Here is a 25,494-nt window from a genome sequence, read left to right as displayed (position 1 = left end):
CCCTCAGGGGCCGGTTGTCATGGCCGATCGGCTGGATAGGGCGTGCGGACCAACAGCGCCAGCCCGCCGGCCAGGAACAGGATCAGCGTTGCCATTCCGAGCCGCGGTGATCCGCTCATATAGGTCACCAGCGAAAAGAGCAGCGTCGCCATGAAACTCGTGGCGCGCCCGGAAAGCGCGTAGATGCCGAAGTAGCGGCCGGCTTCCTCCGGGCTGACGCTGCGGGCGAGATAGGAGCGCGACGAGGCCTGCACCGGCCCGAAGGCGAAGCCGATCAGCAGACCGTAGAGGATATAGGCCTTCTCCGCCGCAGTGCCGAAGAGGCCGCCGGAATCGGCCGTTGGCAGCGGCATCAGTCCAAACAGCGTGTAACCCGGCCCCGTCGAGATGATGCCGATGGTGGCGAGAAGCAGCATGGTGAGGCTGATGACGACGGTCACCTTCGAACCGACACCCCTGTCGATGCGGCCGGCAATCAGGCAGCCGAAGATTGCGACGACGTTGAGGATGATGCCGTAAATGCCGATCTCGATCGTCGCCCAGCCGAACATGCCGGCCGCGAAAATGCCGCCGAGGATCAGCAGCCCGTTGACGCCGTCCTGATAGATCATCCGGGCGATGAGAAATCTCAGGATTCCGCGGCGTTCCCTGAGTTCGCCAAGCGTATTCTTGAGTTCCCGCAGACCGGAGCGGACGGCCGTGCCGAAAGGCAGGCCCTTGCCGACATCCGGCGTGAAGAAGAACATCGGCAGGATGAAGATCAGATACCAGACGGCCGAGATCGGCCCGGTGATGCGGGCATCCTGGCCGGTCTTCGGATCGAGGCCGAAAAGCGGGTCGAGGCCGAGGATGGTCTTGCCGCTCTCAGGGCTCGCCGCCAAAAGCGTCACGACGGCAATGAGCACGATCATGCCGCCGAGGTAACCAAGCCCCCAGGCGGTGTTGGAGAGCTTGCCGACCTCGTGTTTGGCGACCAGGCGCGGCATCATCGAATCGTTGAAGACGATCGAAAACTCGGCCGAGATCGAGGCGAGGATCATGAAAATGACGGGATAGAGGACAGGCGAGCCGGGGGCTGCGAACCACAGGCCGAAGAGGCTTGTGATTTTGATGATCGCAAAGAAGCCGATCCAGGGCTTGCGGGCGCCGGACTGGTCGGCAATCGAGCCGAGCACGGGTGAAAGCAGGGCGATGATCACCGAGGAGATCGTCGCCATGTTGCTCCACGTCGTCTGTGCGGACACCGGGTCATTGGTCAGCCGGGAAACGAAATAGGGCCCGAAGATGAAGGTGGTGACCACGGTGAAGAAGGGCTGCGCTGCCCAATCGAAGAACATCCACCCCCAGATGCCCTTCTCCGTGGCCTTCGGGGGCTGTGTTCCTGTCCAGTCGATGCGATTCACCATCCGCTCCTTTTTGCAGCGGACTGTCTCACCTCACCCGGTCGCGCGCAAGATCGGTCAGGATACCTGCAGCAACGGTAATACGCGCAAGATTGGGATCGCCGCCGTCGCTGAGGCTCGAAAGCTCCTCGACGATACGGTTGATCCGGATGCGGTCCTGCGCGTGCCAGGCCTGGACGGGAAGCTTCTCCTTGCCGTGATCGGAGAGCGCCGAGATGACGATATCGCGCCTTGCGCTGGCGATCTGGTCGATGCTGCGGGCCAGCGCCAGGTTCTCATAATGGTCGGAGGTGAGGATGCGCCCGCCGGCTGCCAGCAGCCGGGCGATGCGGAAGGTCTGCGACACCGCGAAGTAATTCTCTGCGGCGCGCACCAGCGGCTCACCGGTGCGTTCGGCGATCTGCATGATCTCGGGCACCAGCGCGAAGCTGTGGAGATTGGCGATCTCGGCGGCGAGTTTTTCGGGCACGCCGGCCTGCGCATATTCCGCCTGGCGCGTCGCGGCATCGGCGGCCGACTGTTCGGCGAAGGCGGGCTTCAGCTTCTTCAGGGCAGCCTGCAGCCGGCTAATCACTTCGGCCATGTCGGCCTTGGCCATGCCGGTCTTCAGGAGCAGGCGCGTCAGCACGGTGAAGCTGTGGCTGATCTCCTCGTAGATGCGGTTCTGCATCTGACCGGACACCTTGCCGTCCAGCGCATCCGTCTCGGACCAGAGCCTGGTCAGGTCGAAACCGTCACGGGCGACGATCGCCGCGCGCACCACTTCCGGTGCCGAAGCCGCCGTTGCGTCCATCATGGCGACGGTGAAGCTCGGCCCGCCGCGGTTGATCGCCTCGTTGGCAAGCACCGTCGCGATGATTTCGCGCTTCAGCCGGTGGCCTGATATATCGCCGGCGTTCGACTTCTGCATCTTCACCGGGAAGTAATTGGAAAGCGTCGCGGTGAAATAAGGATCATCGGGCAGGTCGCTGGCAGCCAGCGCATCGAAGAGCACGATCTTTGCATAGGACACCAGCACGCCGATTTCCGGCCGGGTCAGCGGCTTGCCGGCGGCATAGCGCTCGGCCAGCGTTGCTTCGTCCGGCAATGTCTCGACCTTGCGGTTCAGCTGCTTGGCGCCTTCGAGAACGGTCATGAAGCGCGCAAGCTCCAGGCCGTTGGCCGTGCCCTTGCGCTCCGTCAGCGAGATTGCCAGCGACTGCAGATAGTTGTTGCGCAGCACGAGCACTGCCACCTCGTCGGTCATCGACGACAGAAGCTGGTCGCGTTTTGCCCGCGTCAGGCGCCCGTCATGCATGGCGGCGGCCAGCGCGATCTTGATGTTGACCTCGACGTCGGAGGTGTTGACGCCGGCCGAGTTGTCGATGGCGTCGGAGTTGCAACGTCCGCCCTTGAGGCCGTAGGCGATGCGGCCCTTCTGGGTGACGCCGAGGTTTGCACCTTCGCCGATCACCTTGGCGCGCACATCCGCCGCGGTGACGCGGATCGGATCGTTGGCGCGGTCGCCGACTTCGGTATCGGTTTCGGAAGGCGCTTTCACATAGGTGCCGATGCCGCCGAACCAGAGCAGGTCGACCGGGCTTTTCAGGATCGCGGTCATGATCTCGAAGGGGGTCGCCACCGCCTTGTCGATGCCGATCGCGGCAACCGCCTCCGGCGTCAGCGTTACCGATTTCGCCGCGCGGGAAATGATCATCGCGCCTTTCGAGAGCACGCTTTTGTCGAAATCCTGCCAGCTCGAACGCGGCAGGTTGAAGAGCCGCTGGCGCTCGGCCAGCGTCTTTTCCATGTCGGGATCGGGATCGATGACGATGTCGCGGTGATCGAAGGCTGATATCAGCCTGATCTTCGGAGAGAGCAGCATGCCGTTGCCGAAGACGTCGCCCGACATGTCGCCGACGCCGGCAACGGTGAAGGGCGTCGTCTGGATGTCGATGTCCATTTCACGGAAATGGCGTTTGACGGTTTCCCAGGCGCCGCGGGCGGTGATGCCCATCTTCTTGTGGTCGTAACCGGCCGAGCCGCCGGAGGCGAAGGCGTCGTCCAGCCAGAAACCGGCTTCCTGGGCCAGCGCATTGGCGGTGTCGGAGAAGGTTGCCGTGCCCTTGTCGGCGGCGACGACGAAATAGGGGTCGTCGCCATCGAGCCTCACCGTATCCTTCGGCGGCACGATCTCGGCGCCCGAGATGTTGTCGGTGATCGACAGCAGCGTGCGGATATAGGTCTTGTAAGCCTCACGGCCGGCATTGAAAATTTCATCGCGGTTGCCGCCGACGGGGAGTTTCTTCGGATAGAAGCCACCCTTGGCGCCGACCGGCACGATGACCGCGTTCTTCACCTGCTGCGCCTTGACGAGGCCGAGCACTTCGGTGCGGTAATCTTCGGCGCGATCAGACCAGCGCAGGCCGCCGCGCGCCACCTTGCCGAAGCGCAGGTGCACACCTTCGACCTCGACGCCGTAGACGAACATTTCGCGGAAGGGTTTCGGCTCCGGCAAGCCGTCGACCAGGTGCGGATCGAGCTTGAAGGCCAGCATCGGCTTCGGCGATCCGTCCGGGTTCTTCTGGAAATAATTGGTACGCAGCGTCGCATCGACGATATTGACGTAGCGGCGCAGGATACGGTCGTCGTCCAGGCTCGGCACATCGGCGAGTTCGGCCTCGATCGCCTGATGCAGCTCGGCAAGCTTCTTGACGCGGGCCTTTTCCGAAAGCTTCGTGTCGAGCGTATCGTGGAACAGCCGGAAGATGGCGGCGGCAATCCTCGGATATTTGTCGAGCGTCGTTGCGATATAATCCTGCGAATAGGCGATGCCGGCCTGGCGGAGATAACGCGCATAGGCGCGCAGCACATTGGCCTCGCGTGCCGAAAGCCCGGCCGACAGGATCAGCCGGTTGAAGCTGTCATTGTCGATCGTGCCGGCGAAGGCGGCGACGAAAGCTTCTTCCAGGGCAGCGCCATAACGCTGCAGATCGATTTCGCCGCCGGTGCGGGTCTCGAGTTCCATATCGTGCAGCACAACGAGCTTCGTTTCTCCAGCGGCAGCCGGCACGCCGATGTCGAAGGTGCGTTCGCTGACGACATTGAAGCCGAGATTTTCCAGAAGCGGCACGCGGCGCGACAGCGCCAGCTGGCCGCCGGCGTGGAAGATCTTCAGCGAGAGGGTCCGGCCGTGTTCTTCCTGGCGATGGTAGAACTGGATGCGAAGCGGCTCGCCAGATGCGCAGGCGCCGATATCGGCGAGGTCGGCCACGGTTTCCTCAGGCGTGAAGGAATCCTGGAAGGCCTGGTCGACCGCTATCTTCGCCGCCTTGGGTCCGGCCAGCGCCTCGAAACGATCGTCCCAGCGGGCGGTGATCTCGCGGATCACCTGCTCGAGCTTGGCCTGCGGAATGCGTGGGGTCTTGCCGCCGGAGCGGCCGATGATGAAATGCACGCGCGCCACGCCGCCTTCCGGGAAAGCCGGGTAATAAGCGGAGACGCGGCCGTCATAGACCGTCTTCAGATAGGTGCCGATGCGTTCGCGGACGATCGAATCATATTCCTCGCGCGGTACGTAGACGATCACCGAGACGAAGCGGTCGAAATGGTCGATGCGCGGCAAAGCGCGCACGCGCGGCCGGTCGGCCAGATCGTTGATCTGTTCGGCAAAGCTTGCAAGCAGCGTCGTGTCGATCTGGAAAAGATCGTCGCGCGGATAGGATTCCAGCGTGTTGTCGAGCATGCGGCCGGAATGGCTCATCGGGTCGAAGCCGAAATGCTCCTTCACTTTCTCGATCTTGGAACGCAGCAGCGGGATTTCGGCGGCGAGCGACGTATAGGCAGTCGAGGTGAAAAGACCGACGATGCGCAGCTCGCCGGTGACATTGCCCTTGGCGTCGAAACGCTTGACGCCGACATAATCCATATAGGCGCGACGATGGACGATCGATTTCACGTTCGCCTTGGTGACGATCAGGAAGTCTGGACCGTCGAGGAAGGCAAGAATCTCGGGTGTCGTCGTCACGGCATCCTTGCCCGTGCGCAGCACGAGAACGTCCGGATTGGAGAGGATGCCGAGGCCGGCGCCCTTGTCGCGCTCCACCTTGGCGTCGGCGCCCTTGCCGGAACAGACATATTCGCGCATGCCGAGGAAGGTGAAATTCTCGTCGCGCAGCCAGCTCAGGAAGGCGATCGCCTCGGCATGTTCGGCCTTCCTGCGGCCAGCGCCGTTGGCGGCAAGCTCGGCGATGACGCCATCGAGCTTGGAAAGCATCGGCTTCCAGTCGGAAACCGACAGGCGGACCTGTTCCAGCACCGTTTCGATGCGCTTGACGAGATCGGCGGCCTGGGCGGAATTGAGCGGGGCGATATGAAGCTGGATGTGGCTGACGCGCGCAGCCGGATCGCTCGGTTGGTCGGCGGAATAAAGCGTGGGTGCCTTGCCTTTTTCGATCACCAGGATGGGATGCACGGCCATGAACAGGTCGCGGTGCGTGCTCGTCACTTCTCCCATGACCGATTCATAGAGAAAAGGCATGTTCCGATCGGTGACCGAAAGCACCGAGACGGCCGTGCCGTCAGGCGTGACATCGGCAATGGTGTCGATGCTGACGCGCGGCGCCTTGCCGTTCCAGGCAGCGAGTTCCTTGGCGGAATGCACTGCGGAGAGCGCCAGCATATCAGCCGTATAGAGTTCGAGATCGTCATTGCTGGCCCGGCCGAAGAGGATTTCCGGATCGAGATGCGGCTCGCTTGTCGCCTTGGCGATCTTACGCGCATTTTCGATCTGCTTTTCCCGTTTCGGATTGTTTCTGGCAGCCATGGATCGCCTCCCGCAATGGACTGATTTTCTGCAAGCTAGCAGAAGATTCCTCGAAAAAATCTCTAAAATAGAGGTCTGAAGGACCGTTTTGATGCTTTTTTGACGCGGAAAATGGGAAATTGTTAGAGATTTTTCCGCTTTCGTGGCCAAATCGGATGAAAGCGCCCCTTTTCCGGCTTTTCACTTCGACGCACATTTCCATGCCCACGTGAAGAATGGTTGACAGCGCGGCGTCAAAAAGATCATCAACGCGATCATCATTCGGATCCTGGTATCATGTCGGAAAATGCAGCGGGCGCAGTCATCGTCATCTCCAGCCATGTGGTGCGCGGTTCGGTCGGAAACCGGGCGGCCGTCTTTGCGCTGGAGACGCTCGGCCATCCGGTCTGGGCCCTGCCGACCATCGTGCTGCCCTGGCATCCCGGCCACGGCCGCTCGACGCGGCTGACCTTTGCGGAAGCCGATTTCGACGCGGCGATCGACGATCTGATCCGCGCGCCCTGGATCGGCGAAGTCAAGGCGGTGCTGTCGGGTTATTTCGGCAATGCCGCCCAGGCCCGCTCTGTCTCCCGGCTGATCGCTGCGCTCAGGCAGAACAATCCCGAACTGCTTTATGTCTGCGATCCCGTCATGGGCGACCTCGGCGGCCTCTACGTGCCGGAAGCGACAGCCGAGGCCATTCGCGATCATCTTATCCCGCTCGCCTCGCTCGCGACGCCGAACCGCTACGAACTCGCATGGCTTTCGGGGGCGGCGCTTGACGATAACAGCGCGATCATGGAGGCGGCGCTGGCGCTCGGGCCATCGCGCATGCTCGTCACTTCGGCCGTGCCGATGATGGCGGGCGGTACCGGCAATCTCTATCTGTCCGGCCGGCACGCGCTGCTTGCCGAGCACCGGGTCGTCGAAAATCCGCCGAACGGTCTCGGCGACCTGCTTGCCGCGGTCTTCCTGTCGCGCCTGCTTTCCGGCCTGGAGGATGAAAAGGCGCTGCAGCTTGCCACGGCCAGCGTCTTCGAAGTGCTGGCGCGCGCCGTCAAGCGCGGCAGCAACGAGTTGATGCTGGCAAGCGATGCGTCCAGCCTTTCGACGCCGATGGCCATGGTGCAGATGCGCCGGCTCGTGCATCCGGCCCAGCGGCGGAAAAAATGACGCATTGGCCGATGCACGCATTTTGCAGTGCAGCAGTTGATCTTATCCTCCGCGCGCGCTAATCCAGAAAGCATGCAGCGTTTTCCTACACCACTTCTGGACGGTTATCGCAACTTCATGAACGGGCGTTATGCCGACGCCCGCGACAGGTATCGGTTGCTTGCCGAAAACGGTCAGAGTCCGAGCACTTTGGTCATCGCCTGTTCGGACTCGCGTGCGGCACCCGAGTTGATCTTCGATGCCGGCCCGGGTGAGCTCTTCGTTATCCGCAACGTCGCCAACATGGTGCCGCCCTACGAGCCGGACGGCCATTTCCATTCGACCTCGGCGGCGCTCGAATTTGCGGTGCAGGCCCTGAAGGTCTCCGATATCGTCGTCATGGGTCACGGCCGTTGCGGCGGTATCCGCGCAGCACTCGATCCGAATGCCGAACCGCTGTCGCCAGGCGATTTCATCGGCCGCTGGATGTCGCTGGTCAAGCCTGCCGCCGAGCAGATCCAGAGCAACGACGTGATGACGGCCGCCGAGCGGCAAACGGCGCTGGAGCGTGTGTCGATCCGCAATTCGATCAACAATCTCAGAAGCTTTCCCGACATCAAGGCGCTTGAGGAAGCGGGAAAAATGCATCTCCACGGCGCATGGTTCGATATTTCCACAGGCGAACTCTGGGTGATGGATGCTGAGACACGTGACTTCATTCGTCCGGAAATCTAGGGACGAACTGCTTTATCAGTTTTTTAAGAATTGTTGTTAAGCTGCCCGTGAATTGGTCGCGCACGACCGACGTTTTGATCACCGTGGCGATTGGCGATGAAGTTCGAGACCATCAAAAGGGTTATCCTGGCCGCGATCATGCTGCCTTTCGTCTTCATGCTCATTGAAGGCGTCATCGTCATACGGGCTTCGGTCCTGCAATATCGGCATCTCGAGAAAGACCGGCAGTTCGCCGACGTGCTTGCCCGCGGCGGATCGATCGCCGCCACGGAGATTCTCAGTGAGATCGGCGCCACCCGCCACTATCTCGCCCGTCCCAACAGCAGCACGGCCATCGAGATGCAACGAAGCCGGATGACGCTCGATCGCGAACGCCGGGCCTTCTATGCCAGCCTGCCCCCTCGCGAGACGCTTGATGAAGGCCTTGTGGAAGAACTGTCGGTTCTCAGCCTGGCCTATAGCCGCATCGTCGCAGCCCGCAGCGCTGTCGACCAGGGACGCTATTTCGGCAGCGATCCCGGTTCGATCTACTGGTATTCGGCTCTCAAGCAGCTTGCTGTCGTCGATGCGCTTTCACCGCTGATCAACGATCCGGTGCTGCTGGAGAAATCCAACCAGCTGATGGGCATCATGCTGACCTACTACGGTGAAAGGTTGATCACCGGCATTGGCACCCGCTACCTCGACCAGGGCGTTTCCGCCCGGTTTCCGGTGGAACTGTTGGTGCAGGGCAAAGTCATGATCGGCGAGGGCATGGACCACATGGTCTTCCATTCGGCGGCTCCTGTCGTGCGCGACATCGTCGCCTATCTCGGTCGCAGCGAGCAGGTGAAGGCGAATGCGATCACCGATGCCATCCTCGCCGGTTCGCGGCCGGCGCCTGCCGTGCGCGACGTCTGGGCCGCAGCGCAGAGCGAGCGCATGAGTTTCCTGCAGCAGAAAATGATCGAGGCCGCGCGAGATATTCACGAGACCGGCGAAAACTTTTCGACACGCTCGCATTTGCACCTGACGCGGATCCTGGCGCTGTGCGCCGGTCTGCTCATTCTCGCCACCCTGGTGATGGTGCTGGCCGCAAGGGGCCTGCGTCTGATCGACCGGCTGACACGGGATCGGGAGGCGCTGGTCGGCGAATTGCGCAATGCCGCCCAGACCGATCTTCTGACCGGCCTTTATAATCGGCGCGGCTTCGAGGTCGCCGCATCGGCGCTTCTGACGCAGGCCGAGCACGGGTCACGCTGGATTTCCGTCGTGCTCTTCGACCTCGATCATTTCAAGAAGATCAACGATATCCACGGCCATGATGCCGGCGATGCCGTGCTCCGGCAGGTCGCGGGCGTCGCGCGCGAGAATTTCCGGTCCTTCGATCTCCTGGTGCGCCATGGCGGCGAGGAATTTCTGGCGCTTTTGCCGGATTCGACGCCCGACGATGCGGCAAGCGTTGCCGAGCACGTGCGGCTGGCGATCGAGGCGGCGGAGATTCCCTTGCCGAGCGGCGAGGTGCTCAAGGTGACGGCGAGTTTCGGATGTGCCGGCCGGGCCAATGAAGCCGCCAACCGGAACTTCGAGGATCTGGTCAAACGCGCCGATCTGGCGCTCTACGCCGCCAAGGCCTCCGGCCGCAACTGCGTCGTTTCGGGAGCGACCGTGCCGGCGCAGGAGGAGCGCCGCAAGTCGGCGTCCGGCGGCGGTTTTGATTCCCGCATATGAAAAACGCCGCATATCGCAGCGGCGTTTCCAGTCTTTCTTGCCGATAAAAGCTTACCGGCCGTCGATCTGCTGGCCGATATAGGCGATCGCCTGCTGATAGACGCTGGCGGCGTTCCAGCCCTGGATGGCGACGAAATTCGGTTCTCCCGGCTGATAACCGGCGCCGGCGCGCCAGCCATGGCCCTTGAGGAAATTCGCGGTCGAGGCCAGCGCATCGGCGCGGGAGCCGACCATGTCGACGCGGCCGTCGCCGTCGCCGTCGGCGCCGAAGCGTACGACGTTGCGCGGCAGGAACTGTGTCTGGCCGATTTCACCATGGGCGGCACCCTTGGCCTGCGGGCTCAGATAACCCTCGGAGACCAGCTGGAGGGCGGCGTAGAGCTGGTCGGTGAAATATTCCGAACGACGGCAGTCATAGGCAAGGGTCGAAACAGCCGACAGCGTATGCTGATTGCCCATATAGCTGCCAAAACCGGTCTCCATGCCCCAGATCGCGATCAGCGGGCCGGCCGGAACGCCGAACCGGCGTTCGATCGAAGCGAAAAGCGCCTGGTTGGCGGCCTTCATCGAACGGCCGCGGGAAATGACGGCGGCACCACCGCGCTTCTGCATGAAGGCGTCGAAGGAGAGCTTGAAGCTCTTCTGGCCGCGGTCGGCGGCGATCGTCGGCTTGTTGTAGTTGACGTTGGCGAAGGCGCGGCTCAGCACCGATTGGCTGACGCCATTGGCCGCTGCCGTCTGCTTGAAATCGGCAACCCAGGCGTCGAAGCCGGCGCTGGTATTGCCACATTGCGGTCCTTGCGCGAACGCCGGTACCGCATGGAGGACGCCCATTGCCGCAGCGGCCGCCAGAAACAACTTTGTCATGCGCATTGAGAAACCCCGCTCTCGATCTGCATAGTTTTTAGGCGGGCAAGAGAATGCCAGCCACTTGCGATTTTGTCACGATCACCGGTTAGAGCGGTTCAGCCTTTCACGGAAACGCAGAACCGCTCTAACCTTTGTATTTACGCAATTCTGGACGGAAAACCGCTTCACACTTTTCCTGGAATTGCTCTAGCGAGCGCTTATACAGTTGTATTCACTCTGAAAAAGCCCCGCTCACCGAGCAGGGCTTTAACAGCTTATGGTTTACAAATCGTATCAGGCAGCCTGCTTGCGCGGCTTGACCAGGCCGCGATTGACGAGCAGCTCGGCGATCTGGATGGCGTTCAGCGCGGCACCCTTGCGCAGGTTGTCGGAGACCACCCACATATTGAGACCGTTCTCGACAGTTGCGTCCTCGCGGATGCGGGAGATATAGGTCGCGTCCTCGCCGGCGGATTCATAGGGCGTGATGTAACCGCCATTCTCGCGCTTGTCGATGACGAGGCAGCCGGGAGCGTCGCGCAGGATATCGCGAGCCTGGTCGGCGGTGATCTCGTTTTCGAACTCGATGTTGACCGATTCCGAATGGCCGATGAAGACGGGCACACGCACCGCCGTGCAGGTCACCTTGATCTTCGGATCGAGCATCTTCTTCGTCTCGGCCAGCACCTTCCATTCTTCCTTGGTGTAGCCGTCTTCCATGAAGCTATCGATATGCGGGATGACGTTGAAGGCGATACGCTTGGTGAACTTCTTGTTCTCGATCGGATCGGCGACGAAGACGGCGCGCGTCTGGTTGAAGAGTTCGTCCATGCCGTCCTTGCCGGCGCCGGAGACCGACTGATAGGTCGAGACGACGACACGCTTGATCTTGGCGAAATCGTGCAGCGGCTTCAGGGCCACGACCAGCTGAGCGGTCGAGCAATTCGGATTGGCGATGATGTTGCGCTTGGTGAACTGGCTGATGGCATCCGGGTTCACTTCCGGCACGATCAGCGGCACGTCGGCGTCGTAACGCCAGGCCGACGAGTTGTCGATGACGACGCAGCCCTGCTGGCCGATCTTCGGCGAGAACTTCTTGGAAACCTCGCCGCCTGCCGACATCAGGCAGATATCGGTATCGGAGAAATCGTAATTCTCCAGGTTGGAGACCTTCAGCGTCCGGTCACCGAAGGAAACCTCGGTGCCCTGCGAACGCGAGGAGGCGAGCGCCACGACCTCATCGGCAGGGAAGCCGCGTTCGGAGAGGATGTTGAGCATCTCCCGGCCGACATTTCCGGTGGCTCCTGCAATTGCTACTTTGAAACCCATTTCTCAAGCTCTCTTTCTCTTCTCTCCTCTTGTCCGGTGAGGGGGAAAGGCGCGACGGATCGCGTCTTCCTGTCCCCAGCCGAGCCGGGGAGAGAGCGGCAGGCCAGAGACGTCAGACGGTTTTCGTCGTCGTTTTGGCCTTGGTTTTGGCAGAAACCGGAACGGCAATGTCCACCCCGGCAACCTGTGCCCGGTCATTGCGTGCAGCAATGGCGTGTTCGTCGCGAACCATGGATATTCCTTTTCCGCTGTTGCTCTTAGAAGGTTTTCCACAGGAGTCAAGGTTTTTGCGCTCAAGGCCGCTCAGGGCCGGAAGGCGAAAGCGCCGGCCGCCATGCTGCGACGTTTTGTCATGCCGCTGTCATCCCGGGGAGGTATCCCGGCGCGGTTGTCAATGTCTGCAACGAAAACGGGGGTTTTCCATGCGTACGATTCTCGCCGCCTTTGCGGCCACCACCATCCTTGCGGGCGCCGCTCAGGCGACGACGGTCTATCCGCTCGATCGCGCGACGATTCTTGCCGGTTCGCCGTTCGATTTCAAGGTCGAGCTCAACAAGCAGGTCAAGCCCGAAGACGTGAAGATCACCGTCAACGGCCAAGACTACAAGACCGTCCTCGGGGGCGAGGCGCAGTTCATCGAGCTCGAAAAAGGCAAGGATGACAAGGCTCTCGGCTCCGCTCTGCTGCTGCGCGGCCTGAAGATCTCCGCTCCGGGCGACTACAAGATCGAAGTCGCTGCCGGCGACGAAACGAAGTCCGTCACCTGGAACGTTTACGAAACCGCTGCGCAGCCGAAGGCCAAGAACATCATCTTCCTGCTCGGTGACGGTCTTTCCGTCGCGCATCGCACCGCCGCCCGCATCATGTCCAAGGGCATGACCGAGGGCAAGGCGAACGGCCGTCTGAACATGGACGACCTCGACCGCATGGCTTTCATCGGCACGTCGGCAACGAATGCCGTTGCCACGGACTCGGCCAACACCATGTCGGCCTACATGACGGGCCACAAGACCGCCGTCAACGCGATCGGCGTTTACGCGGACCGCACGCCGGCCTCGCTCGATGATCCGCGCGTCGAAACCTTCGCGGAAGCCGTTCGCCGCACGACCAAGAAGTCGATCGGCATCGTTGTGACGGCTGAAGTCGAGGATGCAACGCCGGCTGCGGTCGTTGCCCATACCCGCAACCGCGGCGACAAGGCCGAAGTCGTCGGCATGCTGCTCGACGTCAAGCCGGAAGTGCTGCTCGGCGGTGGTTCGGCCTATTTCCTCGGCAAGGAAGTCGCCGGTTCCAAGCGCAAGGACAATCAGGATTACATCAAGCTGTTCCAGGATGCCGGCTACAAGCTTGCGACCGACAAGAACGAGCTCGCCGCCAATGCATCGGCTGAAGGCAATCTCCTCGGCCTGTTCCACACCGGCAATATGGACGTGACGCTCGACCGCGAATTCCTGAAAAAGGGCACGGTCGACAAGTTCCCGAACCAGCCGGGTCTCGTCGACATGACCAAGGTTGCGCTCGACCGCCTCTCCAAGAATCCGGAAGGTTTCTTCCTGATGGTCGAAGGTTCCTCGATCGACAAGATGTCCCATCCGCTCGATTGGGATCGCGCCGTCGTCGAAACCATCGAATTCGACCAGGCGATCGGCGTTGCCCGCGAATTCCAGAAGACCCATCCCGATACGCTGATCGTCGTCACCGGCGACCATACGCATGGCGTATCGATCATCGGCACCGTCGATGACGAGAAGCCGGGCACGGAAATGCGTGAAAAGGTCGGCACCTATGCCGAGGCCGGCTTCCCGAACTACAAGGACGAAAACGGTGACGGCTATCCCGATAAGATCGACGTCAGCCGCCGCCTGTTCCTGAGCGCCAACAACGGCCCCGATCACTACGAGACCTTCCGTCCGAAGCTCGATGGTCCGTTCGTTCCGGCCGTCCAGAACGAAAAGAAGGAATATGTCGCCAACGAACAGTACAAGGATGTTCCCGGCGCCGTCTTCGTTCAGGGCAATCTTCCGAAGAGCAGCGAGAGCGGCGTCCATGCGGTCGACGATGTCGTCCTGCAGTCGGCCGGCCCGGGCGCTGAAGGCTTCCATGGCTACCTCGAACAGAGCGACGTCTATCGTGTGCTCGCCGACGCCTTCGCGCTCGGCGCCAAGCAGACCAACTGATCGGAAACCGATCCTGCAGGGCCGCTTGCCGGCCCTGTCTCATTCATCGATCATGGTCCCGGCTGTTCAGCGGCCGGGATTTGTTTCCTGGAGATCGCCATGGATATATTCTCTTCGCTGCATCTCAGCCGCCGCCGGTTGATCGGCGCTGCCATTGCGCTCCCCTTTACGGTGTCTGCTGTTCGCGCCGCCGATCCATCGCTTTCCTTCGACGAGCTCTACGGCAAGTTCGGCGTGCTCGGCCTCGAATTTTCCGACAAGGTGAAGCGTCTTGCCGGCCAGGACATCAGCATGAAGGGCTTCATGGCGCCGCCGCTGAAGGCCGAGGCGCAGTTTTTCGTGCTGACCGAAGTGCCGATGTCGCTCTGCCCCTTCTGCTCCTCGGATGCGGATTGGCCGGATAATATCGTTGTCGTCTATCTCGGGGAAAAACAGACGTTCGTGCAGCCGCGCCAGACGATCGAAGTGCGCGGCACGCTGGAATATGGTTCCTGGACGGATCCGGAAACCGGTTTCGTCAGCCTGCTGCGCATCCGCCAGGCCGAATATTCCGCCGTCTGAACCGATATGCTCGCTCTTAATATCGAAAACCTTGCCGTCACCTTCCCGGGCCTGTCCTCGCCGGCGCTGGCAATCGGCCGCCTATCGATCGAGGCCGGCAGCAGGGTCGCCATCACGGGCGCGTCCGGCTCCGGCAAGAGCACCTTCGTCAATATCATTGCCGGGCTGGAGCGGACACGCCAGGGCCGCATCCGCTGGAACGGCGAGGATATCGCCGGGTTTTCCGAAAGCCGGCGCGACCGGTTCCGCGCCGCCAATATCGGCCTGGTCATGCAGGAGTTCCATCTCTTCCCCGGCCTGTCGGCGGTGGAAAACGTGCTTCTGCCGGCGCGGCTTGCCAGGGCCGCCACGGCTGACGTCATCGAGCGGGCGCATGCGCTTTTGAGCACCGTCGGTCTTTCCCGTCCTGGCCAGAAGATCGAAACCATGTCGCGCGGCGAGATGCAGCGCGTGGCGATCGGCCGGGCGCTGTTGCGCAAACCCGGCGTCATCATTGCCGACGAACCGACGGCGAGCCTCGATGCCGAAAGCGGCGAGGCTGTCGGCGATCTTATCCTCGATCTTGCCGTTGCCGAAGGCAGCACGCTGATCGTCGTTTCACACGATCAGCGCCTGGCCAGCCGGCTCGACCGGCGCATCACCTTCGGCTCGGGCCGGATCAGCGACGATTCCGCGGCAAGGGCGGGAGAGGCTGCATGATCCGCTTCATCCTTTCCGATCTTCGCCGCCTCTGGGCGGGCTCGCTGGTGGTGGTGCTGCTGGTGGCGCTTGCGACGGCACTCGGCGTTTCCGTCGTGCTGCAGGAGCGGGCACTTCGTCTCGGCAGCGCACGCGCCGCCGACAAGTTCGATCTCGTTATCGGCGCCGGGGGCAGCGAGACGCAGCTCGTTTTATCCTCCGTCTTCCTGCAGCCCTCGCCTTTGCCGCTGATGCCGGGCGACGTGCTGGCCAGGCTTGCTGCCGATCCCCGCGTCGACTGGGCCGCGCCGATCGGCTTCGGCGACTCTTTCTCCGGCTATCCGATCGTCGGGACAACGGTGACATTGACGGAAAAGCTGTCCGGCGGCTTTGCCGAGGGCAAGGTTTTCGCTCGCGAGGGAGAGGCGGTGATCGGCTCGGCCGTCAAGCTTTCGCTCGGCGGCGAGATCAAGCCGATGCACGGCCTGGCGGAAGAAGGCGGTGAGACTCATACCGAACTGGTCTATCATGTCGCCGGCCGCCTGCGGCCGACGGGAACGGCCTGGGACCGGGCCATTCTCGTTCCGATCCAGGCCGTCTGGCATATTCATGGTCTTGGGGCGGAAGAGCATGAAGGCGCCGATCACGACGCGCATGCGCATCACGAACATCACGGCGAAATCGACCCGGATGCCCTGCTCGATGAGAAATGGGCTGCGGATGCTCCCGGCCTTCCCGCCATCCTCGTCGAGCCGAAGACGATCGCCGATGCCTACAAGCTGCGGCAGGACTATCGCAGTGGCAATACCGTCGCCGTCTTTCCCGGCGAGGTGCTGACCAATCTCTACGCCACGCTCGGCGACGCCAAGCAGATCCTCGTCGCGGTTGCTTCCGGCGCGCAGGTTCTCGTCGCAGCCTCGCTGGTGTTGGTCACGGTCATCCATATCGGTCAGCGCCGCCGCCAGATCGGCGCATTGAGGGCCTTCGGCGCCCCACGACGTGCGATCTTCAGCATCGTCTGGCTGGAATTCTTCGCGCTCGTGGCGGTCGGGATCGCGCTCGGATTCGGGCTTGGATTTGCCGCGGCCCTGGGCTTGTCCGGCATGTTCTCGCAGACGAGCGGCATCGCCATGCCCGTCGGCTTCGCCCGCGAAGATGGCGGACTTGCAGGGGTGCTGCTCACCTTTGCCGCACTGCTCGCCGCGCTGCCGGCGGTGCTCGCCTACCGGCAATCGCCGGCGCAGGCGCTGAGGGCGTGAACCGAGCCGGCAGACGACTTCGCTGCCGGCCAAAGCGGGCTGCCATTAGACTAAAGTCATAATCCCAAAGCCTCTCTCTTTGCGGGCCATGTTTTCTGGCACACTCTCGTCAGGCGTGTCGCGGCCAGGGGTCTGCTTTGAGGAGAGTGGGTCGCGCACGTTGCTCATCACTCTGTGGAGGACAGACAATGGCAAATGTCGCAAGCATCGACGGCGCGAAGGCCGGTCCGATGACAGGCGAGGAGAAGAAGGTCATCTTCGCCTCTTCGCTCGGCACCGTTTTCGAATGGTACGATTTCTATCTCTACGGTTCGCTCGCCACTTATATCGGCGCGACCTATTTCACCCAATATCCCGAGGCAACACGCAACATCTTCACGCTGCTCGCCTTTGCCGCCGGCTTCCTGGTGCGCCCCTTCGGCGCCTTGGTGTTCGGCCGTCTCGGCGATCTCGTCGGCCGCAAATACACCTTCCTGATAACGATCCTGATCATGGGTTTCTCGACCTTCCTGGTCGGTATCCTGCCGGGTGCGGCCACTATCGGCATTGCAGCGCCGATCATCCTGATCGGTCTTCGCCTGCTCCAGGGCCTGGCGCTCGGCGGCGAATATGGCGGTGCGGCAACCTATGTCGCCGAACATGCGCCGAACGGGCGTCGCGGCTATTTCACCTCATGGATCCAGACGACGGCGACGCTCGGCCTGTTCCTGTCGCTGATCGTCATCATCGTGGTTCAGTCCCTCATGGGTCCGGTTCAATTCGCCGCCTGGGGCTGGCGCATTCCGTTCCTGGTCTCGGTCGTCCTGCTCGGTATTTCCGTCTGGATCCGTCTGAAGATGAACGAATCGCCTGCGTTCCAGCGCATGAAGGCGGAAGGCAAGGGCTCAAAGGCGCCGCTGACCGAAGCCTTCGGGCAATGGAAGAACGCCAAGATCGCGCTCATCGCGCTTCTCGGCGCCACCATGGGCCAGGCGGTCGTCTGGTACGGCGGCCAGTTCTATGCGCTGTTCTTCCTGCAGAACGTGCTGAAGGTCGATCTTTTCTCGGCCAACGTCATGGTCGCTATCGCGCTCTTCCTCGGCACGCCATTCTTCGTCATTTTCGGTGGTCTTTCCGACAGGATCGGCCGCAAGCCGATCATCATGGCCGGCCTTCTCATCGCGGCGGTGACCTATAATCCGCTGTTCAAGGCGATGACCTGGACGGCGAACCCGGCGCTCGCCGAAGCTCAGGCATCGATCCGCGCGACGGTGACGGCTGATCCCTCGGATTGCAAATTCCAGTTCAACCCGACGGGCACGTCGAAATTCACCAGCTCCTGCGACGTGGCGACAGCCTTCCTGACCAAGAACTCGGTGCCTTACGACGTTGTGCCCGGTACCGCCGGACAGCCGGCAACGGTGAAAGTCGGAAACGAGACGATCCCGAGCTTCGACGTCGTCGCCGCCGGCGACAAGGCCAAGGGCATGACTGCAGCCTTCGAAAAGAGCGTCAACATCGCTCTCCATGATGCCGGCTATCCGCTGAAGCGCGCCGCCGCCAAGGTGCCGGATGCCAAGCTCGATGCCTTCATCGCCGCCAATCCGGAACTGGCGCTCAATGCCGAAGCCGTGCGCGCCGGCGAGAAGGAAACCATGCCGGCCGCCAAGCTGGTCGAAGGCAAACTGCTGACGGCGGATGAGGCCAATGGCGTCACCGACATGGCAGTTTACAACATCGCCAATGGCGGCAGCTTCGCCATGGTGGCCGATCCCGCTCGCGTCAACTGGGTCGGCACGATCGCGGTCCTGTTCGTCCTCGTCCTCTATGTGACGATGGTCTATGGCCCGATCGCCGCACTTCTGGTCGAACTCTTCCCGACCCGCATCCGCTATACCGGCATGTCGCTGCCCTATCACATCGGCAACGGCTGGTTCGGCGGCCTGCTGCCTGCAACGGCCTTCGCGATGAGCGCTGCGGCGGGCGATATCTATTACGGTCTCTGGTATCCGATCGTCTTTGCAGCGATCACGCTGGTGATCGGCCTGATCTTCCTGCCGGAAACGAAGAACAGGGATATCCACGCAATGGATTGATTGATTGGCGCGTCAGCGCTTGAGAAAAAAGGCCCGGCGCTCAATAGAGCGCCGGGCGTCCTTTCGGACGCACAAAGGACGCTCTACATTTTGAATCTACGCATCGGCCCGAAAATCGATTCCGATTTTCGGGCCGATGCGTTAGGCGCCGGGTTTTTTCGTGTCGGGGAAGAAACGCTTGGCGATTGGCCAGCCATCCGGCGCCAGTGTGAAGAGCAGGCCGCAGCGGGCAAAAATGATCGCCGTCAGCAGCGAGAACCAGCCGCCGAAGGCAAGGCCGGCGATGACGTCGCTCGGATAATGGGCGCCGACCATGACACGGGTCATGCCGAGCCAGATGGCACAGACGACGAAGACAACCCGATATCGCGGAAACAGCAGAGCAAAGGCGGCGAAAACCGCGCCGACCGTGGTGGAATGGCCGGACGGGAAACTTTCGAAAGCGGCATGACCTGAAAAAGGCGTGAAGGAAAACATGCCGTAGTCGTGAAAATGATCGGGCCGTGCCCTGCCGATCGCCCGCTTCAGCAGGTTGGCGAGAAGCCCGGAGAAGACCACCGTGGCAAAGAGATAGGCGCCGATCCAGCTGACATAAAGCGCCTGCGCCTTGGAGCGCGCCGTCTTCACGAGCTTGTAGCCCGCCCGGCCCTGAAAGAACAGCAGGATGCTGGTGTAGATCAGCCAGGCGGAATCGCCGAAACCGGTCAGCATCTCGCCGAGGTGTTTCACCAGCGCAGGAGGTTCGCTGGCGCCGATCGGCGCATCGAAGAGCAGCATGGAAAGGATGACGGCATTGAGCGTGATGAAAAGACAGGCCTGCCAACGCAAAGGCGGCATGGCGGCGCCGTTCCGGCGCCAGCGCTTGTCCAGGGAAGCCCAAAATGCCCGCATTCCGTCGTCCGTTCGAATTTGCCGGGTTGAAATTCGGCGCAAAAATACACGAGATTGTGGCCGAGAATAGTCCGTTTTGGATAATTCGACCGACCCCTTTCGGGCTTCTCGGCTTTCACGAAAAAGCCCTCCGCATGGGTGATGCGAAGGGCTGAACTGTTTCACGTGAAATATATCAGGCCGAAAGCGCCTTGAACTCGGCGAGGATCGCATCGCCCATCTCGACGGTGCCGACCTGCCTTGCGCCATCGGCCATGATGTCGCCGGTACGGATGCCCTTGTCGAGCACGTTGGCGATCGCCTTTTCCAGGTCGTCGGCTTCCTTCACCAGGTTGAAGGAGTAACGCAGGCACATGGCGAATGAGGCGATCATGGCGATCGGATTGGCGATGCCCTTGCCGGCGATGTCGGGGGCCGAGCCATGCACCGGCTCATAGAGCGCCTTGCGCTTGCCGGTTTTGCCGTCCGGCGCACCGAGCGAGGCCGAAGGCAGCATGCCGAGCGAACCGGTCAGCATGGCGGCGACGTCGGAGAGCATGTCGCCGAACAGGTTGTCGGTGACGATGACGTCGAACTGCTTGGGCTGGCGCACCAGCTGCATGCCGCCGGCGTCAGCCAGCATATGCTCGAGCTGGACGTCGGAATATTTGGCCTTGTGCGTCTCGGTGACCACCTGGTTCCAGAGCACGCCCGACTTCATGACGTTGCGCTTTTCCATGGAGCAGACGCGGTTCTGCCGGGTGCGGGCCATTTCGAAGGCGACGCCGGCGATACGCTCGATCTCGTAGGTATCGTAGACCTGCGTGTCGATGCCGCGCTTCTGGCCGTTGCCGAGATCGATGATCTCCTTCGGCTCGCCGAAGTAGACGCCGCCGGTCAGCTCGCGGATGATCAGGATGTCGAGGCCTTCGACCAGTTCCGGCTTCAGCGACGAGGCTGCGGCAAGGGCGGGATAGCAGATGGCGGGGCGCAGGTTTGCAAAGAGCTGCAGATCCTTGCGCAGGCGAAGCAGGCCGGCTTCCGGGCGTACGTCGTAGGGCACGCTATCCCATTTCGGGCCGCCGACGGCGCCGAAGAGAACGGCATCGGCAGCAAGCGCCTTCTGCATGTCGGCTTCCGAGATCGCCGCGCCATGCGCATCATAGGCGGAGCCGCCGACAAGGCCTTCGTCGGTGACGAAACCGGCATTCATCGCCTCGTTCATATAGGCGATGATCTTGCGGACCTCGCCCATGGCTTCGGGACCGATGCCGTCACCCGGCAGCAGGAAAAGATTGCGCGCTGTCATGAAACCCTCCTGGGAAAAACAAGTTGCGGTTTCTTAGACCCCGGAAATGGGCATTTCAAGCGAGAGAAGCGGTGAATCGGTACGCTTCATTCCCGGTCGCGATGGTTGCTCCCTTGCCCGCAAAGGGAATAGAACAACTGTTGTAGCTTCATTTTCCGGATCTTTCTCATGTCCTCAGCGCCTCTCCATCTCGATACGCCTTTGTTTCGGACATCCCCTGGTTACAGCACCAGCGGCAAGCCGCTCTGGCTAAAGCTCGATGCGCTGCAGCCTTCCGGCAGCTTCAAACTGCGCGGCGTCGGCCGGCTTTGCCAGCACGAAGTGGAACATGGCGCGCGCGAGATCTTCTGCGCTTCCGGCGGCAATGCCGGCATTGCGGCGGCTTATGCGGGCCGGGCGCTCGGCGTTCCGGTCACGATCGTCGTGCCGGAGACGACGGCGGCCGATGTCCGGCAGACGATTGCTGCAACGGGCGCGAATGTCCTGGTCCATGGATCGGTTTTCGATGAAGCCAATGCCCATGCGGTCGAACTCGCGAGGAGCCGCAAGGCGAGTTATGTGCATCCCTTCGATCATCCGCTGCTGTGGGACGGTCATGCGACGCTGATCGACGAGGTGGTGGCGAAGGGTGCGGCATTCGATTGCGTCGTCACCAGCGTCGGCGGCGGCGGGCTGCTTGCCGGTATCGTCGAGGGGCTGAAACGGAACGGGCTTGCCGATGTGCCCGTCATCGCCGTCGAAACCGAAGGGGCGGCCTCGCTGAATGCCAGCCTTCGGGGGAACGAGCGCGTCACCCTGCCCGCCATCACCTCGATTGCCACTTCGCTCGGCGCGCGGCAGGTGGCGCAGCATGTCTTCGACCTGCCGAAACAGCATCCGATCGAAAGCGTTGTCGTCAGCGACGCCGATGCGGTGGCTGCATGCCTGAAATTTGCCGATGCGCATCGCATCCTGGTCGAGCCGGCCTGCGGGGCGGCCCTTGCCGTTGCCGATGTGCATGCCGGGCTGCTGTCCCGCTTTAACAATCCGCTGATCGAAGTTTGCGGCGGCATCGGCGTGTCGCTCGAAAAGCTGAGGCTTTGGAAAGAGAAGTTTCTCTGACAGAGATCAAAGAAAAAGCCGGGCGAAGCCCGGCTTGATCGATAACAAAGCGGGAGGCCTCAGGCCGCCCAAGGGTGCGAAGCGGCGTTCTTCTTTTCGAAGCTGTCGATCGCCTTGCCCTTTTCCAGCGTCAGGCCGATATCGTCGAGGCCGTTCAGCAGGCAATGGCGCTTGAACTCGTCGAGATCGAACTTGATCGAGCCGCCATCGGGACCGGTGATTTCGAGGTTTTCGAGATCGACCGTCAGGATGGCGTTGGAGCCGCGCGAGGCATCGTCCATCAGCTTGTCGAGGTCTTCCTGGCTGACCTTGATCGGCAGGATGCCGTTTTTGAAGCAGTTGTTGTAGAAAATATCGGCGAAGCTGGTGGAGATCACGCAGCGGATACCGAAATCGAGCAGTGCCCACGGAGCATGCTCACGCGAGGAGCCGCAGCCGAAATTGTCGCCGGCAACCAGGATCTTGGCGTCGCGATAGGCCGGCTTGTTCAGCACGAAATCAGGATTTTCGGAGCCATCTTCATTGTAGCGGGCTTCGGCGAAAAGGCCGGTGCCGAGACCGGTGCGCTTGATGGTCTTCAGATAATCCTTCGGAATGATCATGTCGGTGTCGATGTTGACGACCGGCAGGGGCGCTGCAACGCCCGTGAGCTTCACGAATTTATCCATGACCCATGCTCCATTTCAGCAAATGTACTTTCCTGAATGTGCATCTAGTCCAGTTTTTCGTCGAAATGAAGGAGAATCTTTCTAAAGCGCGTCGCGATCTTTCAGATTCGCTCTCGCGCTTTAGGCATCTGTTTGAAGCATGTCGTTATCGCAAAACCGCGGCACACTTTTGCGCGACATGCTTTAAAAGGCGGCCACGCGATGTTTGGCGCGGCCTGCCCTCTGCGCATGTGCCGTTACTTCGTCGGCGCGTTCAGGCCCCAAAGGACGCCGAAAGGGTCGCGTAGCTGGCCGTAGCGGTCACCCCAGAACATCAGTTCGACCGGCATGACGACTTCGGCGCCGGCAGCGACGGCGCGGTCCCACCAGAAATCGATATCGTCGATGACAAGCTGGATGGCGAAGCCTTCATGGCCTTTGAAGGGATGGCCGTATTCGGGATAGGCATCCGACAGCATGAGCGAGCTGCCGTTGATGTAGAGATGCACATGCATCGTCCGGCCGCTCTCGTCGACCGGCACGATATAGGCCTGTTCGGCGCCAAAGGCCTTTTTGTAGAATTCGGCGGCTTTGACCGCGCCGCCGACGGTCAGATAGGGCAGCAGGCCATTCTTGACCGGCGGCATCTTGGTCTGATTGCTCTCCGTCGCATTCATGCTCGTCCTCCATGGGTTTTGAACTGCCGGCGGAATGCCTGGCTGCCTCAAGGACGTAGCATGGGAGCATGAGCCGACAATGTCGGTTGGAATTTTCGCCGAAAAAGTGATCAGAGATCGATGATCGTGCCGCGGCCATCATTCCAGATGCGCATTTCGCGCTGGCCATTGTTTGCCTTGGCGCGCACCGGAACAGGCTTCATCTTCATCGAAAGGGCGCGGCCGACCATGAGCACGGTCAGGATGCCGCCGACGGCGAGCGTCACCGAAAAGGTGAGAAGCAGCATGGCCACGAAGACCGTGGCGCCGGCAAGCATGAGGAAGATGGAGCGAATGTTCTGCATGGGTTCGAGGCCTTTCTTCAGAAAGGAATGTGGTCCTTCCTTTTCCTCTCTGCAAGACAAGCATGGCTTTTTGTTGTTCTGCGGGTCTTTCGGGGTTGCGTCTTGCTTCGGCTTTGAAAGCTTGCCACTAATTCGGCCATGAGCCGAAACCCTGCGACCCGCTCCACCCGCCTGCGCCGTTCGGTGCTGAGCGTTCCCGCCATCAATCCGCGGGCGCTGGAAAAGACCCATGCGATCGATTGCGATGCGGTGATCTTCGATCTCGAAGATTCCGTGGCGCCGGAAATGAAAGGGCAAGCGCGGGAAAACCTGAGGCGCTTCTTTTCGGACCGGCCGCTCGAAAACAAGGAGCGGATCATCCGCATCAACAGCCTGTCATCGAATTTCGGCCCGGCGGATATGGAACTGGTGACGGCGCTTGGTCCCGATGCCGTGCTGCTGCCGAAGGTCGACGAGCCGCAGGATGTCACTGATATCAGCGACCTTCTCTCCGAGGCGGATGCATCGGACGACCTGCGCATCTGGGCGATGATCGAGACGCCGCGCGGCATCCTGAATGCGGCAGCGATCGCTGAAGCCGGGCGCACGCCGGGCTCGCGGCTCGATTGCCTCGTCGTCGGGCTCAACGACCTGCGCAAGGAAACGGGTGTGGCGGCGCAGCCGGGGCGGGGCTATCTCGTGCCGTGGCTGATGCAGGTCGTGCTTGCGGTCAGCGCTTACGGGCTTGATGCCATCGACAGCGTCTTCAACGATTTCAAGGACGAGCAAGGTTTCGATGCCGAATGCCGGCAGGGCCGGGCCATGGGTTTTGCCGGCAAGATGCTGATCCACCCGGCGCAGATCGAGCCCGCCAACCGGCATTTCGGGCCGAGCGTGGAGGAGATTGCGGAAGCGGAGGTGATCATTGCTGCTTTTGCCGATCCCGCTTCCGGCGGGCTGAACGTCATCAATGCCGGCGGGCGGATGATCGAGCGGCTGCATCTTGTCCAGGCCGAAGCTCTGGTTCATAAAGCTCGCCTGATTTCTGCAAGAAAGCCCGCCTGATGAAACTCTACCGCTTCCTGACCGGTCCCGACGATGCTTCCTTCTGCCACAAGGTCACCGCCGCCCTCAACAAGGGCTGGTCGCTGGAGGGCTCGCCGAGCTATGCCTTCAATGCCGCAACCGGCGCGATGCAGTGCGGCCAGGCCGTCGTCAAGATTGTCGAAGGCAAGGATTACGATCCGGAGATGAAGCTCTCCGAGCAATAGAGCCTTTTGCCGAAGGCATGGGTTTCAGCGCTCGGCAGCTTCTTCGGCGCTGGCCTCGATCCGCTCCATGTCATCGTCGCTCAGCCCGAAATGATGGCCGATCTCGTGGATCAGGACATGGGTGATGATATCGCCGAGCGTCTCGTCGTTTTCTGCCCAGTAATCGAGAATGGGGCGGCGGTAGAGGCGGATGCGGTTGGGCATCTCGCCGGTTTCCACGGTGAAACGTTCGGAAATGCCCCTGCCCTCGAAAAGACCGAGCAGATCGAAAGGGGTTTCGAGCGCCATGTCCTCGAAAACGTCGTCATCGGGGAAGTCTTCGATCTCGATCGTGAGGTTGGTGGTCAGCTGGCGGAATTCATCCGGGAGATGGCTGTAGGCCTCCATGGCCAGCGACTCGAAGGTGCTGATCGTCGGCGCATGGCGGTCCCGCCAATCATCGCTCTGGTCTATGCGGGCCATGAATATTCCTTCCTTTGCGGGCCCATATAGAACCTTTATCGCCGATTTTCGAGTGCGGAATCAAAGGCAGGAATAAATTCATAAAAAATGGCCGTTGACTCTTCATTAGCTCTCTGGAATCTA

The 25,494-nt window shown here is 61.5% G+C and carries 22 protein-coding genes; 11 read left to right on the top strand and 11 right to left on the bottom strand.

Annotation, left to right across the window (positions count from 1 at the left end):
* Positions 1 to 17: 17 nt before the first annotated feature.
* Positions 18 to 1,406, bottom strand: a complete 1,389-nt coding sequence (locus tag GGD57_RS18245; protein ID WP_184471722.1) for an MFS transporter — start codon at positions 1,404 to 1,406, stop codon at positions 18 to 20.
* 25 nt (positions 1,407 to 1,431) lie between these two features.
* Complete coding sequence (locus GGD57_RS18240; protein WP_184471721.1) at positions 1,432 to 6,207, bottom strand: NAD-glutamate dehydrogenase; 4,776 nt, start codon at positions 6,205 to 6,207, stop codon at positions 1,432 to 1,434.
* A 276-nt stretch (positions 6,208 to 6,483) separates the two neighbouring features.
* On the opposite strand from GGD57_RS18240, the gene pdxY reads away from it, so the two are divergent.
* The 3 genes from pdxY (at position 6,484) to GGD57_RS18225 (ending at position 9,783) form a co-directional block, all read left to right on the top strand.
* A complete protein-coding gene (gene pdxY / locus GGD57_RS18235; protein WP_184471720.1) occupies positions 6,484 to 7,359 on the top strand; it encodes a pyridoxal kinase PdxY in 876 nt (291 codons plus the stop codon).
* 72 nt (positions 7,360 to 7,431) lie between these two features.
* On the top strand, positions 7,432 to 8,073 hold the full coding sequence (locus GGD57_RS18230) for a carbonic anhydrase (protein WP_085738780.1): 642 nt from the start codon (positions 7,432 to 7,434) through the stop codon (positions 8,071 to 8,073).
* A 96-nt stretch (positions 8,074 to 8,169) separates the two neighbouring features.
* Positions 8,170 to 9,783, top strand: coding sequence for a GGDEF domain-containing protein (locus tag GGD57_RS18225; protein WP_184471719.1), 1,614 nt, complete (start codon positions 8,170 to 8,172; stop codon positions 9,781 to 9,783).
* A gap of 51 nt (positions 9,784 to 9,834) precedes the next feature.
* Here GGD57_RS18225 and GGD57_RS18220 read toward each other — a convergent pair whose 3' ends face one another.
* From GGD57_RS18220 to GGD57_RS29480, 3 genes are all read right to left on the bottom strand, one after another.
* On the bottom strand, positions 9,835 to 10,656 hold the full coding sequence (locus GGD57_RS18220) for a lytic murein transglycosylase (RefSeq protein WP_184471718.1): 822 nt from the start codon (positions 10,654 to 10,656) through the stop codon (positions 9,835 to 9,837).
* A 270-nt stretch (positions 10,657 to 10,926) separates the two neighbouring features.
* Positions 10,927 to 11,961 (bottom strand): aspartate-semialdehyde dehydrogenase, encoded by a 1,035-nt coding sequence (locus GGD57_RS18215; protein ID WP_085738777.1) that lies wholly within the window; start codon positions 11,959 to 11,961, stop codon positions 10,927 to 10,929.
* A 112-nt stretch (positions 11,962 to 12,073) separates the two neighbouring features.
* The gene (locus GGD57_RS29480; RefSeq protein ID WP_184471789.1) at positions 12,074 to 12,268 is read right to left on the bottom strand and encodes a hypothetical protein; all 195 of its coding nucleotides are present in this window, start codon (positions 12,266 to 12,268) and stop codon (positions 12,074 to 12,076) included.
* 115 nt (positions 12,269 to 12,383) lie between these two features.
* On the opposite strand from GGD57_RS29480, the gene GGD57_RS18205 reads away from it, so the two are divergent.
* The 5 genes from GGD57_RS18205 to GGD57_RS18185 all read left to right on the top strand — a co-directional run bounded on the left by GGD57_RS18205 (position 12,384) and on the right by GGD57_RS18185 (position 18,711).
* Positions 12,384 to 14,138: an alkaline phosphatase gene (locus tag GGD57_RS18205; protein ID WP_184471717.1), complete on the top strand. Its 1,755-nt coding sequence runs from the start codon at positions 12,384 to 12,386 to the stop codon at positions 14,136 to 14,138.
* Between the two features lie 99 nt (positions 14,139 to 14,237).
* On the top strand, positions 14,238 to 14,699 hold the full coding sequence (locus tag GGD57_RS18200; protein WP_184471716.1) for a hypothetical protein: 462 nt from the start codon (positions 14,238 to 14,240) through the stop codon (positions 14,697 to 14,699).
* A 6-nt stretch (positions 14,700 to 14,705) separates the two neighbouring features.
* The gene (locus GGD57_RS18195) at positions 14,706 to 15,398 is read left to right on the top strand and encodes an ABC transporter ATP-binding protein (RefSeq protein WP_184471715.1); all 693 of its coding nucleotides are present in this window, start codon (positions 14,706 to 14,708) and stop codon (positions 15,396 to 15,398) included.
* Positions 15,395 to 16,636, top strand: a complete 1,242-nt coding sequence (locus tag GGD57_RS18190) for an FtsX-like permease family protein (RefSeq protein ID WP_184471714.1) — start codon at positions 15,395 to 15,397, stop codon at positions 16,634 to 16,636. Before GGD57_RS18195 ends, GGD57_RS18190 begins: the two co-directional genes overlap by 4 nt.
* 188 nt (positions 16,637 to 16,824) lie before the next feature.
* A complete protein-coding gene (locus GGD57_RS18185) occupies positions 16,825 to 18,711 on the top strand; it encodes an MFS transporter (protein ID WP_184471713.1) in 1,887 nt (628 codons plus the stop codon).
* A 141-nt stretch (positions 18,712 to 18,852) separates the two neighbouring features.
* Here GGD57_RS18185 and lpxE read toward each other — a convergent pair whose 3' ends face one another.
* The gene (lpxE, locus tag GGD57_RS18180; protein WP_184471712.1) at positions 18,853 to 19,602 is read right to left on the bottom strand and encodes a lipid A 1-phosphatase LpxE; all 750 of its coding nucleotides are present in this window, start codon (positions 19,600 to 19,602) and stop codon (positions 18,853 to 18,855) included.
* A gap of 175 nt (positions 19,603 to 19,777) precedes the next feature.
* Positions 19,778 to 20,890, bottom strand: coding sequence for a 3-isopropylmalate dehydrogenase (gene leuB, locus GGD57_RS18175; protein ID WP_097610461.1), 1,113 nt, complete (start codon positions 20,888 to 20,890; stop codon positions 19,778 to 19,780).
* Between the two features lie 168 nt (positions 20,891 to 21,058).
* On the opposite strand from leuB, the gene GGD57_RS18170 reads away from it, so the two are divergent.
* Positions 21,059 to 21,991: a pyridoxal-phosphate dependent enzyme gene (locus tag GGD57_RS18170; protein WP_184471711.1), complete on the top strand. Its 933-nt coding sequence runs from the start codon at positions 21,059 to 21,061 to the stop codon at positions 21,989 to 21,991.
* Positions 21,992 to 22,050: 59 nt separating this feature from the next.
* On the opposite strand, the gene leuD is transcribed toward GGD57_RS18170, so the two are convergent.
* From leuD to GGD57_RS18155, 3 genes are all read right to left on the bottom strand, one after another.
* Positions 22,051 to 22,659, bottom strand: coding sequence for a 3-isopropylmalate dehydratase small subunit (gene leuD, locus GGD57_RS18165; protein ID WP_085738770.1), 609 nt, complete (start codon positions 22,657 to 22,659; stop codon positions 22,051 to 22,053).
* Between the two features lie 236 nt (positions 22,660 to 22,895).
* The gene (locus GGD57_RS18160; RefSeq protein WP_085738769.1) at positions 22,896 to 23,315 is read right to left on the bottom strand and encodes a VOC family protein; all 420 of its coding nucleotides are present in this window, start codon (positions 23,313 to 23,315) and stop codon (positions 22,896 to 22,898) included.
* A gap of 110 nt (positions 23,316 to 23,425) precedes the next feature.
* Complete coding sequence (locus tag GGD57_RS18155; RefSeq protein ID WP_085738768.1) at positions 23,426 to 23,659, bottom strand: hypothetical protein; 234 nt, start codon at positions 23,657 to 23,659, stop codon at positions 23,426 to 23,428.
* Between the two features lie 138 nt (positions 23,660 to 23,797).
* Here GGD57_RS18155 and GGD57_RS18150 point away from each other — a divergent pair, with 138 nt between their 5' ends.
* Together GGD57_RS18150 and GGD57_RS18145 are read left to right on the top strand one after the other, a co-directional pair.
* Positions 23,798 to 24,703: an HpcH/HpaI aldolase/citrate lyase family protein gene (locus GGD57_RS18150; RefSeq protein ID WP_184471710.1), complete on the top strand. Its 906-nt coding sequence runs from the start codon at positions 23,798 to 23,800 to the stop codon at positions 24,701 to 24,703.
* The gene (locus GGD57_RS18145; RefSeq protein WP_184471709.1) at positions 24,703 to 24,909 is read left to right on the top strand and encodes a DUF1737 domain-containing protein; all 207 of its coding nucleotides are present in this window, start codon (positions 24,703 to 24,705) and stop codon (positions 24,907 to 24,909) included. Before GGD57_RS18150 ends, GGD57_RS18145 begins: the two co-directional genes overlap by 1 nt.
* 24 nt (positions 24,910 to 24,933) lie before the next feature.
* Here the strand turns inward: GGD57_RS18145 and GGD57_RS18140 are convergent, their stop codons facing one another.
* Positions 24,934 to 25,371, bottom strand: coding sequence for a metallopeptidase family protein (locus GGD57_RS18140; RefSeq protein ID WP_008528622.1), 438 nt, complete (start codon positions 25,369 to 25,371; stop codon positions 24,934 to 24,936).
* Positions 25,372 to 25,494 lie beyond the last annotated feature (123 nt).

It is taken from the genome of Rhizobium esperanzae, assembly GCF_014197615.1.
Classification (GTDB): Bacteria; Pseudomonadota; Alphaproteobacteria; order Rhizobiales; family Rhizobiaceae; genus Rhizobium; species Rhizobium esperanzae_A.
The sequence above is the reverse complement of the archived record's forward strand: the minus strand, read 5'-3'. Positions and strand labels throughout refer to the sequence as shown.

What these genes read in the sequence shown, in the direction of transcription:
- GGD57_RS18200 (WP_184471716.1), top strand. Translation starts at nt 14,238, where the DNA reads ATGGATATATTCTCTTCGCTGCATCTCAGCCGCCGCCGGTTGATCGGC.
- GGD57_RS18185 (WP_184471713.1), top strand. Translation starts at nt 16,825, where the DNA reads ATGGCAAATGTCGCAAGCATCGACGGCGCGAAGGCCGGTCCGATGACA.
- GGD57_RS18155 (WP_085738768.1), bottom strand. Translation starts at nt 23,659, where the DNA reads ATGCAGAACATTCGCTCCATCTTCCTCATGCTTGCCGGCGCCACGGTC.
- GGD57_RS18220 (WP_184471718.1), bottom strand. Translation starts at nt 10,656, where the DNA reads ATGCGCATGACAAAGTTGTTTCTGGCGGCCGCTGCGGCAATGGGCGTC.
- GGD57_RS18140 (WP_008528622.1), bottom strand. Translation starts at nt 25,371, where the DNA reads ATGGCCCGCATAGACCAGAGCGATGATTGGCGGGACCGCCATGCGCCG.
- pdxY (WP_184471720.1), top strand. Translation starts at nt 6,484, where the DNA reads ATGTCGGAAAATGCAGCGGGCGCAGTCATCGTCATCTCCAGCCATGTG.
- GGD57_RS18195 (WP_184471715.1), top strand. Translation starts at nt 14,706, where the DNA reads ATGCTCGCTCTTAATATCGAAAACCTTGCCGTCACCTTCCCGGGCCTG.
- GGD57_RS18170 (WP_184471711.1), top strand. Translation starts at nt 21,059, where the DNA reads ATGTCCTCAGCGCCTCTCCATCTCGATACGCCTTTGTTTCGGACATCC.
- GGD57_RS18240 (WP_184471721.1), bottom strand. Translation starts at nt 6,207, where the DNA reads ATGGCTGCCAGAAACAATCCGAAACGGGAAAAGCAGATCGAAAATGCG.
- GGD57_RS18160 (WP_085738769.1), bottom strand. Translation starts at nt 23,315, where the DNA reads ATGAATGCGACGGAGAGCAATCAGACCAAGATGCCGCCGGTCAAGAAT.
- lpxE (WP_184471712.1), bottom strand. Translation starts at nt 19,602, where the DNA reads ATGCGGGCATTTTGGGCTTCCCTGGACAAGCGCTGGCGCCGGAACGGC.
- GGD57_RS18145 (WP_184471709.1), top strand. Translation starts at nt 24,703, where the DNA reads ATGAAACTCTACCGCTTCCTGACCGGTCCCGACGATGCTTCCTTCTGC.
- GGD57_RS18225 (WP_184471719.1), top strand. Translation starts at nt 8,170, where the DNA reads ATGAAGTTCGAGACCATCAAAAGGGTTATCCTGGCCGCGATCATGCTG.
- GGD57_RS18215 (WP_085738777.1), bottom strand. Translation starts at nt 11,961, where the DNA reads ATGGGTTTCAAAGTAGCAATTGCAGGAGCCACCGGAAATGTCGGCCGG.
- GGD57_RS18230 (WP_085738780.1), top strand. Translation starts at nt 7,432, where the DNA reads ATGCAGCGTTTTCCTACACCACTTCTGGACGGTTATCGCAACTTCATG.
- GGD57_RS18245 (WP_184471722.1), bottom strand. Translation starts at nt 1,406, where the DNA reads ATGGTGAATCGCATCGACTGGACAGGAACACAGCCCCCGAAGGCCACG.
- GGD57_RS18190 (WP_184471714.1), top strand. Translation starts at nt 15,395, where the DNA reads ATGATCCGCTTCATCCTTTCCGATCTTCGCCGCCTCTGGGCGGGCTCG.
- GGD57_RS18150 (WP_184471710.1), top strand. Translation starts at nt 23,798, where the DNA reads ATGAGCCGAAACCCTGCGACCCGCTCCACCCGCCTGCGCCGTTCGGTG.
- leuD (WP_085738770.1), bottom strand. Translation starts at nt 22,659, where the DNA reads ATGGATAAATTCGTGAAGCTCACGGGCGTTGCAGCGCCCCTGCCGGTC.
- GGD57_RS18205 (WP_184471717.1), top strand. Translation starts at nt 12,384, where the DNA reads ATGCGTACGATTCTCGCCGCCTTTGCGGCCACCACCATCCTTGCGGGC.
- leuB (WP_097610461.1), bottom strand. Translation starts at nt 20,890, where the DNA reads ATGACAGCGCGCAATCTTTTCCTGCTGCCGGGTGACGGCATCGGTCCC.